Here is a 17,313-nt window from a genome sequence, read left to right on the forward strand (position 1 = left end):
GTATGAATTTAATTCGTTTTGCCCTGCGCAAGCCGATATCTATTATGGTATTGGTAATAGGATTGTTGTTCTTCGGAATAAAGTCTTCTAAAGAGATTCCAGTAGATATACTTCCTGAAATGAACTTACCAGTGGTTTACATTGCCCACTCATTTAATGGGTATACACCACAGCAAATGGAAGGTTATTTCACGAAGATGTATGTGAATATGATGCTTTTTGCCAATGGTATTAAGAGTATCGATACCAAGAATACACAAGGGTTGACCCTGATGAAAATAGAGTTTTACGAAGGGACAGATATGGGAGAGGCTATTGCGTCTATCTCTGCACTGTCTAACCGTTCGGTAATCTTCTTGCCACCAGGAGCACCGCCACCATTCATTATCCGTTTTGATGCTTCTTCTCAACCTGTTGGGCAGTTAGTATTCCGTTCAGAAACGAAGACGAATAATGAGCTTCAAGATATTGCCAACTTTGCTGCACGTCCTTTCTTGATTAAGATTCCTGGACTGACTACAGCACCGCCATTTGGAGGGTCGCCTCGTACGATAGAGATTAATATCGACCCAAATAAACTACGCACACACCACATCAGCCCAGAGCAAGTGGTAGAAGCAATTAGTAGACAGAACGTAACAATGCCTTCTGGTAACGTATATGTTGGAGACAAAAACTATTTAACTCCTACTAATAATACGCTTAAGACAGTAGCGGAGTTTGGAGATATTCCTTTGTTTAAAGGACAAGTAGATAACGTGTTTATTCGTGATGTTGCAACGGTAAAAGACGGTGCGGATATCACTACAGGATACGCTTTAGTAGATGGAAAACGATCTGTATATATCAACATTGCTAAATCTGGTAAAGCATCTACATATGATGTAGTAGAGAAGTTAAAAGAGTCATTGCCAATGATTCAGAATAACTTACCTGATGATGTGAAAATCTCTTATGAGTTTGACCAATCAGTGAATGTTATTAATGCGGTAAAGAGTTTAATCGTAGAGGGGATATTAGGAGCATTATTGACAGGGTTAATGGTTATGCTGTTCTTAAGAGATCCACGAGGCGCCTTAATCGTGATTATGACTATTCCGATTGCTATTATTTCGGCAGTATTGTTCTTAAAGATGTTTGGTCAGACGATTAATATTATGACTTTATCTGGGTTGGCCTTAGCGATAGGGATCTTGGTAGATGAGAGTACCGTAACCATAGAGAATATACATCAGCACTTTGCCCTCGGCAAGAATAAGGCACAGGCGATATGGGATGCGTGTAAGGAGATTGCATTCCCTAAGCTGTTAATCTTATTTAGCATCTTGGCGGTATTTGCACCAGCCTTTATGATGACGGGTATTCCTGGAGCATTATTTATGCCATTGGCGATGTCTATTGGATTTGCGATGACAGTATCCTTCTTATTATCTCAGACTTTCGTGCCGATTATGGCTAACTGGCTGATGAAGTATGATCCATCTAAGCACGCTATTCCAGACGAAGCGAAAGGATTTGATAAGTTTAAGAATAGAGTAGTGGCAGGTATCGAGAAAGTGATGCCAATGAAGAAGATGATTGTTGTAGGATCTATTGTATTAGCATTCTTATCAGTGGCATTTATGTACCAAAATATCGGTAAAGACGTATTGCCAACAGTGAACTCAAGCCAAGTACAATTGCGTATTACAGCACCTGAAGGAACGCGTATCGAGCATACGGAAATGAAAGTGAAAAAACTGTTGACAGAGTTAGAAGACTTGTTCGGAAAAGAGAAGATAGCGATATCATCAGCTTTCGTAGGACAGCACCCTTCATCGTTTGCGGTAAGCCCTATTTACTTATATAATGCAGGACCTCACGAAGCTTCTATGCAGATAGCATTTAAAGATTTTGGTGGGAATACAGATGAATTAAAAGATCAAATACGCGAGCGTATTAAAGAGAAAATGCCAGAGCTAAAACTGACATTCGAACCGATCGAATTAACAGAGAAGATCTTGAGTCAAGGTACGAATACGCCTATCGAGATTAGAATATCTGGTATGATGCGTAAGATGAATATGATGACTGCTAATAAGTTGTTAGCGAAGTTAAATGAGATAGACTATATGCGTGATCAGAAGATGCCTATCTCTATGAACTATCCATCATACGAAATCAATATAGATAGAGTACGTGCAGCACAGCTTGGCTTAGACGCTATGGACATCGCCAAATCATTAGTAGCTACTACAGCTTCGTCTCGTTATACGAATCGTAATATGTGGGTAGGTGGTATGATGGGTATCGCGTATGATGTACAAGTACAGATGCCACAAAATCAATTAAACAGCAAGCAGGAATTAGAGAATATTCCGTTGAGTAAGAACTCAGATAGACCTGTGTTAAGTGACGTGGCTACTGTAACAGAGGGCAAAGTACTTGCAGAAAGTTACAATGAGGGAACGATGGGATACATTACTGTGATCGCCAATGTGCATAAAACAGACTTAAATAGAGCAAAAGAAGATGTAGAGAAGGCGATAGCTGAGTTAGGTGAATTGCCAAAAGGAGTAAACGTACAGTTAATGGGTATGGCTCCAGTGTTAGATGATACGATGAATAGCTTGGCAAGTGGATTGTTAATCGCTATTGTAGTAATCTTCTTAATGCTTACAGCTAACTTCCAGTCATTTAAAGTGTCGTTTGTGATTTTGACTACAGTGCCATTCGTTATGTTGGGGTCTTTATTATTACTGAAAGCAACGGGATCTACTGTCAATCTACAGTCTTATATGGGAATCATTATGTCAGTCGGGGTGTCTATTGCCAATGCCGTATTGTTGATTAACAATGCGGAGACATTGAGAAAAACAGGATGGACAGCAACAGCTGCGGCTATAGAAGCAACAAAACTTCGTATTAGACCAATTGCGATGACAACGATAGCAATGATAGCAGGTATGTTACCAATGGCGATAGGACACGGAGAAGGAAGTGAGCAGGTAGCACCACTGGGAAGAGCAGTTATCGGAGGGTTATTAGCCTCTACTGTATCTGTATTAATCATCTTGCCGATGGTATTTGCTTGGGTAATGAATAAAGTGGATAGAACATCTCCATCATTAGACCCAGAAGACGAAGAAAGTACTCATTATTCACCTATTGAAAATAAATAAGAAAATGAAAAGATTATATATAGCACTTGTTAGCCTTGTTGTATTTACGGCGTGTGCAGATAAGAAGACTCCTGAAGTAAAAGACGCAAAAGATGAAAAGGGAGGAATGAATATGACGATGAATAAAATGGAAACAGTAGCGATAGAGAAGATGAATCCTGCTGTTCCCTTACAACTGCCTGGTGAGTTAAGAGCAGACCAGCGTACAGAGATCTTTGCTAAAGTGAACAGTTATGTGACTGACCTAAAAGTAGACATCGGGAGTACAGTAAAGAAAGGGCAGGTAATGATGATACTTGACGCTCCTGAGATACAAGCACAGGTAGCAAATGCACAGTCTAAGTGGAAAGGGCAAGAGGCAATCTATATTGCGACTAAAGCAACGTATGACAGAACATTAAAAGCAAATCAGACGGAGGGAGCGATAGCCCCTGATTATTTAGAGCAAGTAACTGCTAAGATGTTAGCTGATAAAGCACAATTAGCTGCAGCTAAATCAGCGTATGAAGAGATGAGAAATATCGATCAGTACTTAGTGATTAGAGCGCCATTTGATGGGGTAGTTACAGATAGACAGGTAGATAAAGGAGCTTATGTAGGGCCGATGAGTAAGTTGCCACTTCTTATAGTAGAGGATACAGGTAAGTTGCGTTTAAACTTATCTATTTCGGAGGCTAATACACCTTATGTAAAAGAAGGAGATACCGTGAAGTTTAAAGTGCGTACACTACCGCAAAAAGAGTTTACAGGTGTGGTAACACGTAAGGCAGGAAGTTTAGACTTAAAGTTGCGTTCTGAGCAGATCCAAGCTGATATCAGTAATGGTGAGCATTTACTTAAACCGAATATGATAGCTGATGCTACTGTAAACTTAAAAAGTACTGAGCCTACGTTCTTTGTTCCTAAGTCAGCCTTAGTAGATAGCAATCTTGGAATGTATATAATAGAAGTAAAGAATGGTACAGCTTACCATATAAAAGTTGCTAAAGGACGTGTAAACGGAATGATGATAGAGGTATTTGGTGATATAACACCAGGTGCTAAAATCTTAAAGATGGCAACAGAAGAAATAATGAATGAACAAAAATTAATGTAATAAAAATGATGATTATGAGAACATTTGCAATTAGAAGTTTAGCAGTAGTAGGATTAAGTTTACTTACTATCGCTTGTGGAGAGAAAAAAGAAGCTGTAGTAGAAGCAGCTCCTGCACAAGAAAATCATGCGGATCACGCAAACCACGAGATGCATTCAATGCATAAAAACGAAGAACCTGCTGGAGCGATGGCTTCAAATGGTCAGTTTAAAAAAGGTGATGCTGTACCAAGTGATTTAGTGTGTATGGTAAATGATGCTTACATGGGGAACAAACAATTAGAGGTAGAGCACGAAGGAAAAATGTACTACGGATGTTGTGAAATGTGTAAAACAAGAATTCCACAGGATGCAACTGTACGTGCAGCTGTAGATCCTTATTCATTAAAATCAGTGGATAAAGCAGAGGCTTACATCGTTATAATCGGTAACAATGGAGAAGTAGCTTACTTCGAAAATGAAGATAACTACAAGAAATTTGTAGCTGAAGGTAAACTAGGTTAATAATCATACCTTAAATCTGCAGCCACCATTTACTGCGAATAAATTCTACTTTACATAGCGTCAATTAGCTCTAAAACCACACTACAGTGTGCTTTGACCACTAATTTTGCTCTGTTTTGTATAATTCATTCTCGTTTAAATGTTATCTGCAGAGTTAAGATAATAGAATAAAATAGGAGTGTCGATTATATCTCGGCACTCCTTTAAATAAGGAGGAGATATGGAGTATTCAGTTATTTTACACATTAAAAATATGGTTTGCTATCGATGTGTTTTAGTCGTAGAGCAAGAACTTAAAAAGTTAGGAATACTAGAAGCTAAGGTACAGTTAGGTAAAGTAGCACTTATGCACAGTTTAAGTGAACAGACACATAAAGGCTTTGAGGAAAGGTTACAATCTTTAGGTTTTGAGTTGTTAGTTGAGAAGCAAGAGATCGTTATAGAAAGTATTAAACAGTTGATTCTTGATATTGTTCAGAAGGACAGTAGATTGGCTACTAAATTATCTTATTTGATATCAGAGAATCTAGCGATAGATTATAGTTACGCAAGTAAGATGTTTTCGGAGCGTGAGTCTATTACGATAGAGAAGTTTTATATCTATCAGCGTATTGAGCGTGTGAAGGAGTATATATCATATGGTGAAATGACTTTATTAGAGATTGCCAATAAAATGTATTACAACGATTTAAGCCATTTAAGCAAACAGTTTAAAAGTGTAATGGGAGTATCTCCATCTCAATATAAGAAGGAACAGAATTATAATAGGAATTATATTGATAAGATAATTACTTAAATCCGCAACTACCGTTTACTACGAATAAATTCTACTTCACATAGTATCAATTAGCTCTAAAACCACACTACAGTGTACTTTACTCACTAATTTCACTCTGTTTTGTATAATTCATTCTCGTTTAAACGTTATCAGCGAATTTAAGATAATTACTTAGTTTGATGCGCTATGCAGGTGAGAGTGCATAGTATTTTTTTATTTGTACTTGAAAAGAGGACGTCGGGAGATGATCCTCTTTTTTTTTGGTTTAAGTCAAAGTGCAGTAAGCAAAATAGCTTCTGCTATTAGGTATTCACAATTCTATATTTAAGAATAGGTGTATTATAAAAAGATATTGTTTAGAGTAAGTTAATTAGAATGAGATTAATGGCTGAGTATTATATGATTGAGAGTTGAGATATATTCACTGACAATTATTTACAATATGGACTTGTTTTGCAAATAAAAGAGTTGATAAGTCATTTTATAGAGAGATATAGATGAAATAGTAGAAAATGGGGATTGCAAAATGAATAAGGAATTAGCATTTAGTGAATTAGTCACTAAACGAGAATATATATACTGAAATAAAAGTTATAAATGTGATATTCACATTAGGTGATTAAATATTGTAAAAAGCAAGTTTGTATGTGTTTTATTTCAATATTCAAACTATTTTTCTATTGAGTAGAATACGTTAATTAATGAAATTTTATAGCATAAAAAATTACTGTAAGTGGTTTTTGTTGAAAAAATATACACGATGTATGGTGTATTGATGAATATTTTATGTTTGTATAAAGAAAATTATATTCAAACAAAAACAGCTTTTGGTTCCCTTAAGTGCGTTGAAGAATTACTTTTTAATTGCAACAACCAACAGAGTTAACTCCTCTAAATAAGATTATAAGAGAGATGAGTTGAAATTATTAGTTTTAATAGAATACTATTTATTAGAGTTATTGTTCCTAGTTATTATAGTGTAGTAGAAAATAGAAGTGATAATAAAGGAGTACTTGTAACCTTATTATTTGTGAATTTATAATAAGAATTAATTCACTTGAAAGCATTTGTTAGTAGTGAATTATTTGATTAGTGAAAATATGTATTTTATTTCGTGTAAAATGTAATTTGCTGATTTAAAATTATTTATAGTTGTTTTTTGTTTTGGTTTATTGCATTTAATTTATTTTTTTTCGTTGTTTTTGTTTTTGGCACAGTAATTGGTTTATTGTCAATGTGCGATTATCGTAGGGAAAAAAGTTAGTGAATTAATAAATTGTGAAAGTATGAAAAGTAGTGAAAGTGTTATCAAGAAATTAAAACAGTTATTAGGAATTAAAACCGATTTGGAATTAGCTAATATATTAGAAGTAAAACCAAATACTGTTTCATCATGGAAGTCTAGAGAAACGTTACAATATGAAAAGATTATGAACTTGTGTAAAGAACACAAAATAGATTTGAATGAATTGTTTTTCTCTAATACACATAAAGTATTTAATACGGATTTGCAAAAAAGAAAGGTCAAAATGATTTCGGTAGATCACCACTTTGAGTATTTCTTAAATCCTGAAAGAACATGGGCTACATCACCAAGTTTTGTATTCCCAACAGAAGAAGAAGTAGATACAGCATTCCAAATTTCGGCTGAAAATATGTATCCGACAGTGAAAGTATCATCATATGTACTAACGAAAAGAATAGAGCTAGAAGATATAAAACCATGGGGTATATATGTAGTCGTAATCGAAGGTAAAGGAGTACTTTGCTACAGATTTAAACGTTATACAGAGAATGGAGAGTTATCATTTATTAGTGATAATGAGACATACGATAATTTAGTAGTAAGACCTCAAGATGTCAGAGAGATATTCTGTGTACGTGGTGCATTCTTAGGTAATTTAAAGAATTTAGCGTAACTTTTATAGTTGATTATAAAGAAGGGTTTTCACTATGTGGAAGCCCTTTTTTAGTATGTTAACTTTTTGATATCATCTTTATTAACTAAGGATATATTAAGTCTGCAATCTAAAGGAGGTTAGTAATTAAGGCATTAATTGATAACAAAATATAGGGTGTAGTAAAAATAGTTTGTTTTTATTGTGTATATTTGCAAAGCATTGAATATGAGTATTTAATAGTTTTTTCAGACCATTCTTCTAGGTCAATATTAAAAATAATCAAATCATACATTAATAGGATAATCTAGACACATTTTATGCTGTTTTGGTTCGGGTGAGTCCATAGTGAGTCCATAATGAGTCCATAGTGACTCCATTAAAAAGGCTGTTTTAATGGAGTCACTATGCTCTCACAATGCTGTCAGTATACATTCATAAGAAAGGAGATAGGAACAACTCTAAAAGATGCTATTAATAAGGTGGTTTTGGATTTGGATAGGGTAGAATGGCTATAATCCTGATGAGATAGGATCAAATGATTTTTAAAGAAAAAGAATCATCTTAATGATGATACAAAGATACAAATTTAAATGTAATAGATTGGTAAAGAGTGTTTTTTACTTAAAAGAGGTGTTTAAGTGGGGTAGATAGAAGGAATTATATTTACATTCAGATTGTTGAATTTTATTAGGGAATTGCCTTGTATTTGTTTAGAATGTTCTAAATTTGAAGTGATATTTTGAATAATAAAAGAGATTAAGATATGAGTCAAGAAGTTAGAGGATTAGAGCCTAAGAACTTATGGAACAAGTTCGCTGATCTAAATGCAGTGCCACGTCCTTCAAAAAAAGAAGAGCGTGTAATCGAGTTTATGATGAACTTTGGTAAGTCTTTAGGTTTAGAAACTATAAAAGATGAAGTAGGTAATGTTATTATTAAAAAGCCTGCTACTAAAGGAATGGAGAACAGAAAGACTATTGTGATGCAATCACACTTAGATATGGTTCACCAAAAAAATAACGATACAGTATTTGACTTCGACACACAAGGAATAGATATGTATGTAGAAGAAGGATGGGTTAGAGCTAGAGGTACTACATTAGGTGCTGATAACGGTATCGGTGTGGCTTCTATTATGGCTATCTTAGAGAGTAATGAGATTCCTCACCCTGCTATCGAAGCATTATTTACTATCGATGAAGAAACTGGAATGACTGGTGCTAAAGGTCTTAAAGGGGGTATGTTAGAAGGAGAGATTCTTTTAAACTTAGATACTGAAGAGGATGACGAAATAGATATAGGATGTGCTGGTGGTGTGGATGTAACTGCATCTGCTGAATATGATGAAGAAGCTACTCCAGAAGGATCTGTTGGATATAGAATCACTGTGAAAGGTCTTAAAGGAGGTCACTCTGGTATGGATATTCACAAAGGGTTAGGGAATGCAAATAAGATAATGAATAGATTATTATTTGATGCTTTTGATAACTTTGGATTACAGATTGCTAAAATTAAAGGAGGAAGTTTACGTAATGCTATTCCTAGAGAAAGTGTTGCAGAGGTAATTATCGCTAGTACTTTTGACGAGGCATTCGTATTTGATATGATGTCTATCGTAGATGAGATCAAAGCAGAATTACATACTGTAGATCCTGACTTCGAAGTAGTATTTGATAAATTAGATGAAGCAGAGACTCCTAAGTTAGTAATGCCTTCTATGGCACAGTACTTCTTCGTGAGATCAATGTATACAGCTCATAATGGTGTACACCGTATGGCTCCTGACTTTGAAGATCTAGTAGAGGCATCTAATAATATCGCTAAGGTAGAATTAGGAGATGGAAAGTTAGTAGTAAAGTGTTTAACTCGTTCGTCAGTAGAATCATCTAAGTTAGATGTGGCTAATGGATTGCGTTCAGCATTTGAATTAATGGGATGTGAAGTAGAGTTTTCTGGTTCTTACCCAGGATGGACTCCTAACTCTGAATCTGAAATCTTAGATGTATTAGTAGATATCTACGAAAAACAAGTAGGGGAGAAACCAAGTGTAGTAGCTTGTCACGCTGGATTAGAGTGTGGTATCTTAGGAACTAACTATCCTGATATGGATATGATTTCTTTTGGACCTACTATCCGTGGAGCTCACTCTCCTGTAGAGCGTGCTAATATCGCATCTGTACAGAAATATTGGAAATTCTTATTAGAGATTTTAACTCAGATACCTGAGAAGAAATAAGCTAATATGATTAGATATACAAGACGCCTTAATCGGCGTCTTTTTTATTGTTGTTTTTTAACAAGGATAGAGTATGTGAAAAATTAATGTTTAATTAAGAATTAAGTCTAGTGAAATTAGTACTTTAGACGCTATCAAATAAAAACTCAATATTTATGAAAAAATCACTTTTAGCCTTAGCTTTAATCGGAGCTTTCGCAATCTCTTGTGGTGAGAAAAAAGATGCTAATACAACAGAACCAACTACTGAAACTACAATTGAGCAAGTAGAAGCACCTGTAGCAAAAGAGTTGACATATACAATGGAATGGACAGCTTTTAAAACTCCTAAAAAAGTAGGTGTTAAAGGAACTTTTACAGACATTAAACTAAATGATGTGAAAGCTGATGCAGCGACTTTAGAAGAATCTTTAAAAGGAGCTAACTTTGTGATCACTACTTCGTCTGTAAGTACTAATGATGCAGGAAGAGATGAGAAATTAAAAGTAGAGTTCTTCGCTAAGATGATGGGGAATATCAATGGTTTCTTTGGAGAGTTTAAAGACGGTAAAGTATTAGTAAACTTAACAATGAATGGAGTAAGTAAAGAAAAAGAGTTTACTTATACAGTAGAAGGAGATGCACTTAAGTTAAAAGGAGGTATCGATATTATCGCTGACTTTACAGCACAGGCAGCTTTTGATAGTTTACATACAGCTTGTAAAGATCTACACGAAGGTAAAACATTCTCTGAAGTAGAGCTTTCTGCAGAGATTAAAAAATAATTAACTACTTTTGTAGTGTAATTGAAGAGGAGTATGATAAAATATTCCTCTTTTTTTGTACCTTTGCAAACCAAATAAATTATCTATTTTAAGATATGTTAGATAGACTACAAATTATAAAGCAACGTTTTGACGAAGTTTCTGACTTGATTATTCAGCCAGACGTTATTTCTGATCAAAAACGTTACGTACAGTTAAATAAAGAATACAAAGATTTAAAACAGCTTGTTGAGAAACGCGCTGAATATGTAACTCTTAGAGGTAATATGGATGAGGCTAATGAGATATTAGCTGATGGAAGTGATGCTGAGATGGTGGAGATGGCTAAGATGCAGTTAGACGAAGCTAAAGGACGTTTACCAGAATTAGAAGATGAGATTAAGTTCTTATTAATACCTAAGGATCCTGAGGATGCTAAGAACGTAATGGTAGAGGTACGTGCTGGTACAGGTGGTGATGAGGCGAGTATCTTCGCAGGAGATTTATTCAGAATGTATACTAAATACTGTGAAGGTAGAGGATGGAGAACATCTGTAGTAGATGTGAATGAAGGTACTTCAGGAGGATATAAAGAGGTTATTTTTGAGGTAACAGGAGAGGATGTTTATGGTACATTAAAGTATGAAGCTGGAGTACACCGTGTACAACGTGTTCCTCAAACGGAAACACAAGGACGTGTACATACATCAGCAGCTACTGTAATGGTATTGCCAGAAGCAGAAGAGTTCGATGTACAGATAGATATGAACGATGTTCGTGTTGACTTTTTCTGTTCATCAGGACCTGGAGGTCAGTCAGTAAATACAACTAAATCAGCTGTACGTATGACGCACATTCCTACTGGACTAGTAGCTCAATGTCAAGATGAGAAATCTCAACACAAGAATAAGGATAAAGCTTTAACTGTATTGCGTTCTCGTTTATATGAGATGGAATTGGCAAAAAAGCAAGCAGAAGATGCTACTAAGCGTTCTTCTCAAGTAAGTAGTGGTGATAGATCTGCTAAGATTAGAACCTATAACTATCCTCAAGGACGTGTAACTGATCACCGTATAGGTCTTACGCTATATGATCTAGATGGTGTAATGAACGGTAATATTCAAAAAGTTATCGATGAGTTACAATTAGTTAGTAATACTGAGAAATTAAAAGAAGGAGACGTTTATTAATCGTCTTTATTAAATATTATAAACCACACTTGCTTATGTATAGTGTGGTTTTTTTTAAACTACAACTACTAAACAATGACTACACAACAATTAATAGAACAAATCAGAGTAAAAAAATCCTTTCTATGCGTAGGATTAGATGTTGATTTAGATAAAATACCTACTTTTTTATTAAAGGAGGAGGATCCTATATTTAGCTTTAATAAAGCGATTATAGATGCAACACATCAATACGCTGTCGCGTATAAACCAAATATTGCATTCTATGAGGCTTATGGTATTAAAGGGTGGATGTCATTAAAGAAAACGATAGAGTATATTAATGAGTATTATCCTGAACTGTACACTATAGCAGATGCTAAACGTGGAGATATCGGAAATACGGCTTCTATGTATGCGAAGGCATTCTTTGAGGATATGTCTTTTGATAGTGTTACTGTAGCTCCTTATATGGGAAAAGATTCAGTAGAACCTTTCTTGGCTTTTAAAGATAAGCACACGATACTGTTAGCATTAACGTCTAATAAAGGAGCTTTTGATTTTCAAACAAAAGAAGTGGATGGTAAGCCTCTTTATCAGCAAGTATTAGAAACTTCTCAACAGTATGAGCATGCCGAAAACTTGATGTATGTAGTAGGGGCAACAAAAGCGGAGTATTTTGAAGAGATTAGAAAAATAGTTCCAAATAGCTTTTTATTAGTACCTGGAGTAGGAGCGCAAGGTGGAAACTTGCAAGATGTGTGTAAATACGGATTAAATAAAAGTGTAGGATTACTAATCAATTCATCAAGAGGAATTATCTTTGCATCACAGGCGGAAGATTTTGCTGAGAAAGCAGGATTAGAAGCTAAGGCTATCCAGATAGAAATGGAGGAGATATTAAATAAAATGGTATGATAGTATTAAAAGATCAAATAGGGCAAGAGCATCGCTTCGAACAAGCACCAAAAAGGATAATTTCGTTAGTTCCATCACAGACAGAGACATTATGTGATTTAGGATTAGAAGATGAGATTAAAGGAATAACTAAGTTCTGTGTACATCCTTATCACTTAGGTGTGGTTAAAATAAAAGTAGGTGGTACTAAGAAAGTGCATATAGAAAAGATAAAAGCACTTAACCCTGATATTATTATCGCTAATAAAGAGGAGAATACACTTGAGATTGTTGAGAGTCTTAAAGGGATTTGTCCTGTTTGGGTAACTGATGTAGTTACTTTAGAAGATAATAAGCAAATGATCGAAGATTTCGGTGTCTTGTTTAATAAAAGAACAGAAGCCAAAAAATGGAATGACAAGATAGATTTTGCTATTAAGGAATTTATGTCTTTCGTTAGCACAAGAGAGGAGCAGACATCTGCTTACTTTATCTGGAGAGAACCTTATATGGCAGCTGGAGACGATACGTTTATCAATACGCTGTTGACTCTAAATAAGTTTACGAATGTATATGCTAATAGAGAAGGAAGATATCCTGAGATAGAGATTAGAAAAATGAGAATACAGGGTGATCCTGAATTAGTATTTTTGTCTTCTGAGCCTTATCCGTTTAAGGAAGAGCACGCTTTTGAGATAGGAAGATGTTCACATCACGCAAAAACGATATTCGTAGATGGAGAGATGTTCTCGTGGCACGGTACCCATTTACACAATGCTTTTGAGTATTTTAAACAAATACATAAGCGTCTAGAGTAAGTAAAATATATAAAATAAAAAGCCGAGTAGTCATCCTACTCGGCTTTTTTTAACTAACCCTAACTGTTATGAAATCAATCATTATTGATACAGCAAATATCAAAAAAATATTTGGATAGAGCAGTTAATCGAATGTTATAATAATGTTATAGTTGTATTTTTGTTTAAAAAGTAATTTTTAATTCAAAAAATAAGCTATTTTGTTATTTATTCTTTGATTGTTTCTTTGTAGAATTATTTGATGTGTTATTTTTAGAAGGGTTTGTTAGATTATCTTGAATTGCGAACACATCTTTTAGAAGTTTAGTATCTCTAGAGCCTGTAATGTTTTCTCTAATATTCTTTTCTTCTACAGCAATCATTTTAAACACACCGTCCATCGTCTGATTAGTGATATAATCTGTTAGGTTTGTAGGTACAGGAGAAACTAAAGGTAGAGCATTATATGTTGTTGACATCTTTTCCCATATCGCATCAGCACCTACATCAGATAATGAAGATTTGATTACAGGACTAAATTTTTCATAAAGACTCTTCGTTGTACTTTTCTTTAAATAATCCGTTGCAGCTGATTGACCACCGATAAGGATATCTTTTGCATCGTTAAACGTCATATTTTTTACAGCGTCAACAAATATAGGAGTAGCTTCTTTGACTGCATCTTCTGCAGCGCGATTGATTAGTGTTAATCCTTGATCTGCTAAGTTACCCATCCCTAGTTTACGCAAGGTCTTATCTACTTTTTGAAATTCAGCAGGCATCACGATTTTTACAAGTTCATTTTTAAGAAAACCGTCTGGTTTAGCTAGTTTACTTACTTGTTCAGAAATTCCTTTGTCAAGAGCTTCTTTTAATCCTTTAGCCACTTTGTCTTGTGTAATACTGTTGATTAGGTTGCTTGTTTTGTTGTTCTGAGCATTAACGATAGGGGAATTAGCTAAAGCGCAAAATAAGATGGCTGTAGCTATCATTGTCTTTTTCATAGTGAGTTTTATTATTTTGTAATTGTATTTACTTCTAGTTTAATCGCTTGTCTGACAATTTCTAGTTTTTGTTCTATCTGTAGATTTTGGCTAACTAAGGTTTGTCTTAGTTGAGTTGCATTTGTGATATTAGGATTGGCACTAGTAACTTGGATTAGTGCTATAATATCATTTTTAGTTTGTATTAGTATCTGCCAAAGTTCATTGCTTACATAAACCTGTTGAGAGACATTGTAATCAAACTCTTGTTCTAAATGTGTGATAAGATTGATCTGATATAGAGTTTTGTCTTCAGAATTAGGGTTTATTCTCAAAACAAGTTTCTTTAGATCAATGCGTTCAATAAGAATAATTAAACGTTCGAAAGCTTGTAGTTTCAGTGCTTGAAGATCAATAGTGTTTTGTGTTCTAAGTTTTTCTAATAGAAAAAGATCTTTCTTAGATTGATTTACTAATAATTTACTAAAAGACATATAGGCTACAGCTGCAGTAATTAAGGCAGGAATAGTATATGCGATAAGTTGTAAGATAAAATCCATACCCATTGCGATTATTTTTGAACAAAAGTAGGGAATATTATGTTTTATGTGCTAATTTTTATAGCAGTAAAAAACTTGTTATAAAGGTATAGTAATCGTAATTTTGACACTTTCGAGTAAATTAGATATGCAAAATTATATAGATCAGTTAAATGAGGCTCAAAGAGCGCCTGTACTTCAAAAAGAAGGACCAATGATAGTAATCGCTGGAGCAGGATCAGGGAAAACGAGGGTGTTGACTTTACGTATAGCTTATTTAATGCACCAAGGAGTGGATGCATTTAATATTCTATCACTGACCTTTACTAATAAGGCAGCTCGTGAAATGAAAGTGAGGATAGCCCAAATCGTAGGTAGTTCAGAAGCAAAGAACTTGTGGATGGGGACATTCCACTCTGTATTTGCAAAAATACTTAGAGCTGAGGCTGATAAATTAGGGTATCCAAGTAACTTTACTATTTATGATTCTCAAGATAGTCAGCGTTTAATCGGGCAGGTTATTAAGGAGATGCAGTTAGATAGAGATATCTATAAACCGAAAGAAATCTTAAGTAGAATATCGTCTTATAAGAATAGCTTAGTGACTGTAAAGGCTTATTTTAATAATCCTGAATTACAAGAAGCTGATGCGATGAGTAAGAGACCTCGTATAGGGGAGATTTACAATAACTATGTAGAGCGCTGTTTTAAGTCAGGAGCAATGGACTTCGATGATTTGTTATTAAAGACAAATGAGTTGTTGACACGTTTTCCTGATGTGTTATCTAAGTATCAAAATAGATTTAAATATATCTTAGTAGATGAGTACCAAGATACGAATCACTCACAATATCTTATTGTTAAGGCGTTGTCAGATCGTTTTCACAATATCTGTGTGGTAGGTGATGATGCTCAGAGTATCTATGCTTTTAGAGGGGCAAATATTAATAATATATTGAACTTCCAAAAAGATTATGAAGGGGTGCAAACGTATCGACTAGAGCAGAATTATCGTTCTTCTAGAAATATAGTAGAGGCAGCGAACTCTGTTATTGATAATAATAAGGTGAAGTTAGATAAAGTAGTATGGACTGCTAATGATAATGGACCAAAAATAAAAGTACACCGATCTTTAACAGATGGAGAGGAAGGACGTTTCGTAGCGTCAACAATCTTTGAAGAGAGGATGCAGAATCAAAAAAACAATAGTGATTTTGCTATTTTATACAGAACCAATGCGCAGTCACGTGCGATGGAGGATGCCTTGCGTAAAAAGGATATTCCTTATCGTATATATGGAGGGCTGTCATTCTATCAGCGTAAAGAGATTAAAGATGTACTGTGTTACTTAAGATTAGTAATTAACCCTAAGGATGAGGAAGCTTTAGTACGCGTGATAAACTATCCTGCTAGAGGTATTGGTAATACGACATTAGATAAGCTTACTATAGCAGCTAATCACTATAAGAGATCTATATTCGAGGTGATGGAACACATCGATAAGATAGACTTAAAGATTACTGCTGGAACTCGAAATAAGTTGAGTGACTTTAGTAATATGGTTAAGGCGTTTCAAGCATTAGAAACTACAATGGATGCGTATCAGTTAACAGAGCATATCGTTAAGAAAACTGGACTGGTACAAGAGATGCGAAAAGATACTACGCCTGAGGGAATCACTCGTATGGAAAATATAGAGGAACTTTTAAATGGTATTAAAGACTTTATCGATGGGCAAAAAGAAGTAGATGGGGCTAGAGGAGCTTTAAGTGAGTTTATGGAAGATGTGGCATTAGCTACAGATCTAGATAAGGATACAGGTGATGATGATAGAGTGGCGTTAATGACTATTCACTTGGCTAAGGGACTTGAGTTTCCTACAGTATTCTGTGTAGGGATGGAGGAAGATTTGTTTCCAAGTGCGATGAGTATGAATACGAGAAGTGAGTTAGAGGAGGAGAGAAGGTTATTCTATGTGGCGTTAACTCGTGCAGAGCATCAAGCCTATCTTACTTATGCTCAATCTAGATATAGATGGGGTAAATTAGTAGATAGTGATCCTTCTCGCTTTATAGAAGAGATCAAGGATGAATATCTAGAGTATTTGACTCCTGTAGAAACTAATTATAGATATAAGCCAACGATTAATGCGGATATATTCGGTGATGTAGATAAGAGTAAATTAAGGTTGACAAAACCTGTGGGAGGTAATCCTCCTGCTTACATCACAGATAATGAAGAGCCAAAAGAGAATAGAAATATTAGGAAGCTTAAGCCAATGGATTCTTCAAGTGCGAAGGTGACAAGTCTGACAAATGGGAATCAAGATCTAGTGGTCGGTCAGAATGTGATGCACGAACGTTTCGGTAGAGGTACCATTATCGGATTAGAAGGTATGGGAGCAGATAAGAAAGCAGAGATACGATTCGATGTAGGTGGGATTAAAAAACTACTTCTGAGATTTGCTAAGCTTCAAGTTTTATAGTAAATTTAAGTACACTAATAATAGT

At 34.9% G+C, this 17,313-nt stretch carries 13 protein-coding genes; 11 read left to right on the top strand and 2 right to left on the bottom strand.

What is annotated here, in order from left to right; translation table 11 throughout:
* Positions 1-2: 2 nt before the first annotated feature.
* The 10 genes from CF599_RS05540 to CF599_RS05585 all read left to right on the top strand — a co-directional run bounded on the left by CF599_RS05540 (position 3) and on the right by CF599_RS05585 (position 13,302).
* Positions 3-3,161, top strand: coding sequence for an efflux RND transporter permease subunit (locus CF599_RS05540; protein WP_121965052.1), 3,159 nt, complete (start codon positions 3-5; stop codon positions 3,159-3,161).
* 4 nt (positions 3,162-3,165) lie between these two features.
* Complete coding sequence (locus CF599_RS05545) at positions 3,166-4,257, top strand: efflux RND transporter periplasmic adaptor subunit (protein ID WP_121965113.1); 1,092 nt, start codon at positions 3,166-3,168, stop codon at positions 4,255-4,257.
* A 14-nt stretch (positions 4,258-4,271) separates the two neighbouring features.
* A complete protein-coding gene (locus tag CF599_RS05550; protein WP_121965053.1) occupies positions 4,272-4,760 on the top strand; it encodes a hypothetical protein in 489 nt (162 codons plus the stop codon).
* 220 nt (positions 4,761-4,980) lie between these two features.
* Positions 4,981-5,556 (top strand): helix-turn-helix domain-containing protein, encoded by a 576-nt coding sequence (locus CF599_RS05555; protein ID WP_121965054.1) that lies wholly within the window; start codon positions 4,981-4,983, stop codon positions 5,554-5,556.
* Between the two features lie 1,268 nt (positions 5,557-6,824).
* Positions 6,825-7,457, top strand: a complete 633-nt coding sequence (locus CF599_RS05560; RefSeq protein ID WP_121965055.1) for a helix-turn-helix domain-containing protein — start codon at positions 6,825-6,827, stop codon at positions 7,455-7,457.
* A 745-nt stretch (positions 7,458-8,202) separates the two neighbouring features.
* Positions 8,203-9,675 carry an aminoacyl-histidine dipeptidase gene (locus CF599_RS05565; protein WP_121965056.1) on the top strand — a complete coding sequence of 491 codons (1,473 nt, stop codon included), beginning with the start codon at positions 8,203-8,205 and terminating at the stop codon, positions 9,673-9,675.
* Positions 9,676-9,830: 155 nt separating this feature from the next.
* The gene (locus CF599_RS05570) at positions 9,831-10,439 is read left to right on the top strand and encodes a YceI family protein (protein ID WP_121965057.1); all 609 of its coding nucleotides are present in this window, start codon (positions 9,831-9,833) and stop codon (positions 10,437-10,439) included.
* A 95-nt stretch (positions 10,440-10,534) separates the two neighbouring features.
* Positions 10,535-11,608 (top strand): peptide chain release factor 1, encoded by a 1,074-nt coding sequence (prfA, locus tag CF599_RS05575; RefSeq protein ID WP_121965058.1) that lies wholly within the window; start codon positions 10,535-10,537, stop codon positions 11,606-11,608.
* A gap of 75 nt (positions 11,609-11,683) precedes the next feature.
* On the top strand, positions 11,684-12,505 hold the full coding sequence (pyrF, locus tag CF599_RS05580) for an orotidine-5'-phosphate decarboxylase (protein WP_121965059.1): 822 nt from the start codon (positions 11,684-11,686) through the stop codon (positions 12,503-12,505).
* Positions 12,502-13,302 carry an ABC transporter substrate-binding protein gene (locus tag CF599_RS05585; protein ID WP_121965060.1) on the top strand — a complete coding sequence of 267 codons (801 nt, stop codon included), beginning with the start codon at positions 12,502-12,504 and terminating at the stop codon, positions 13,300-13,302. Before pyrF ends, CF599_RS05585 begins: the two co-directional genes overlap by 4 nt.
* 203 nt (positions 13,303-13,505) lie before the next feature.
* Here CF599_RS05585 and CF599_RS05590 read toward each other — a convergent pair whose 3' ends face one another.
* A complete protein-coding gene (locus CF599_RS05590; protein WP_121965061.1) occupies positions 13,506-14,285 on the bottom strand; it encodes a DUF4197 domain-containing protein in 780 nt (259 codons plus the stop codon).
* A gap of 11 nt (positions 14,286-14,296) precedes the next feature.
* Positions 14,297-14,824: a hypothetical protein gene (locus CF599_RS05595; protein ID WP_254050243.1), complete on the bottom strand. Its 528-nt coding sequence runs from the start codon at positions 14,822-14,824 to the stop codon at positions 14,297-14,299.
* Positions 14,825-14,951: 127 nt separating this feature from the next.
* On the opposite strand from CF599_RS05595, the gene CF599_RS05600 reads away from it, so the two are divergent.
* On the top strand, positions 14,952-17,288 hold the full coding sequence (locus CF599_RS05600) for an ATP-dependent helicase (protein WP_121965063.1): 2,337 nt from the start codon (positions 14,952-14,954) through the stop codon (positions 17,286-17,288).
* Positions 17,289-17,313: the final 25 nt, after the last annotated feature.

This window comes from Myroides sp. N17-2, assembly GCF_002286775.1.
Taxonomy (GTDB): Bacteria; Bacteroidota; Bacteroidia; order Flavobacteriales; family Flavobacteriaceae; genus Flavobacterium.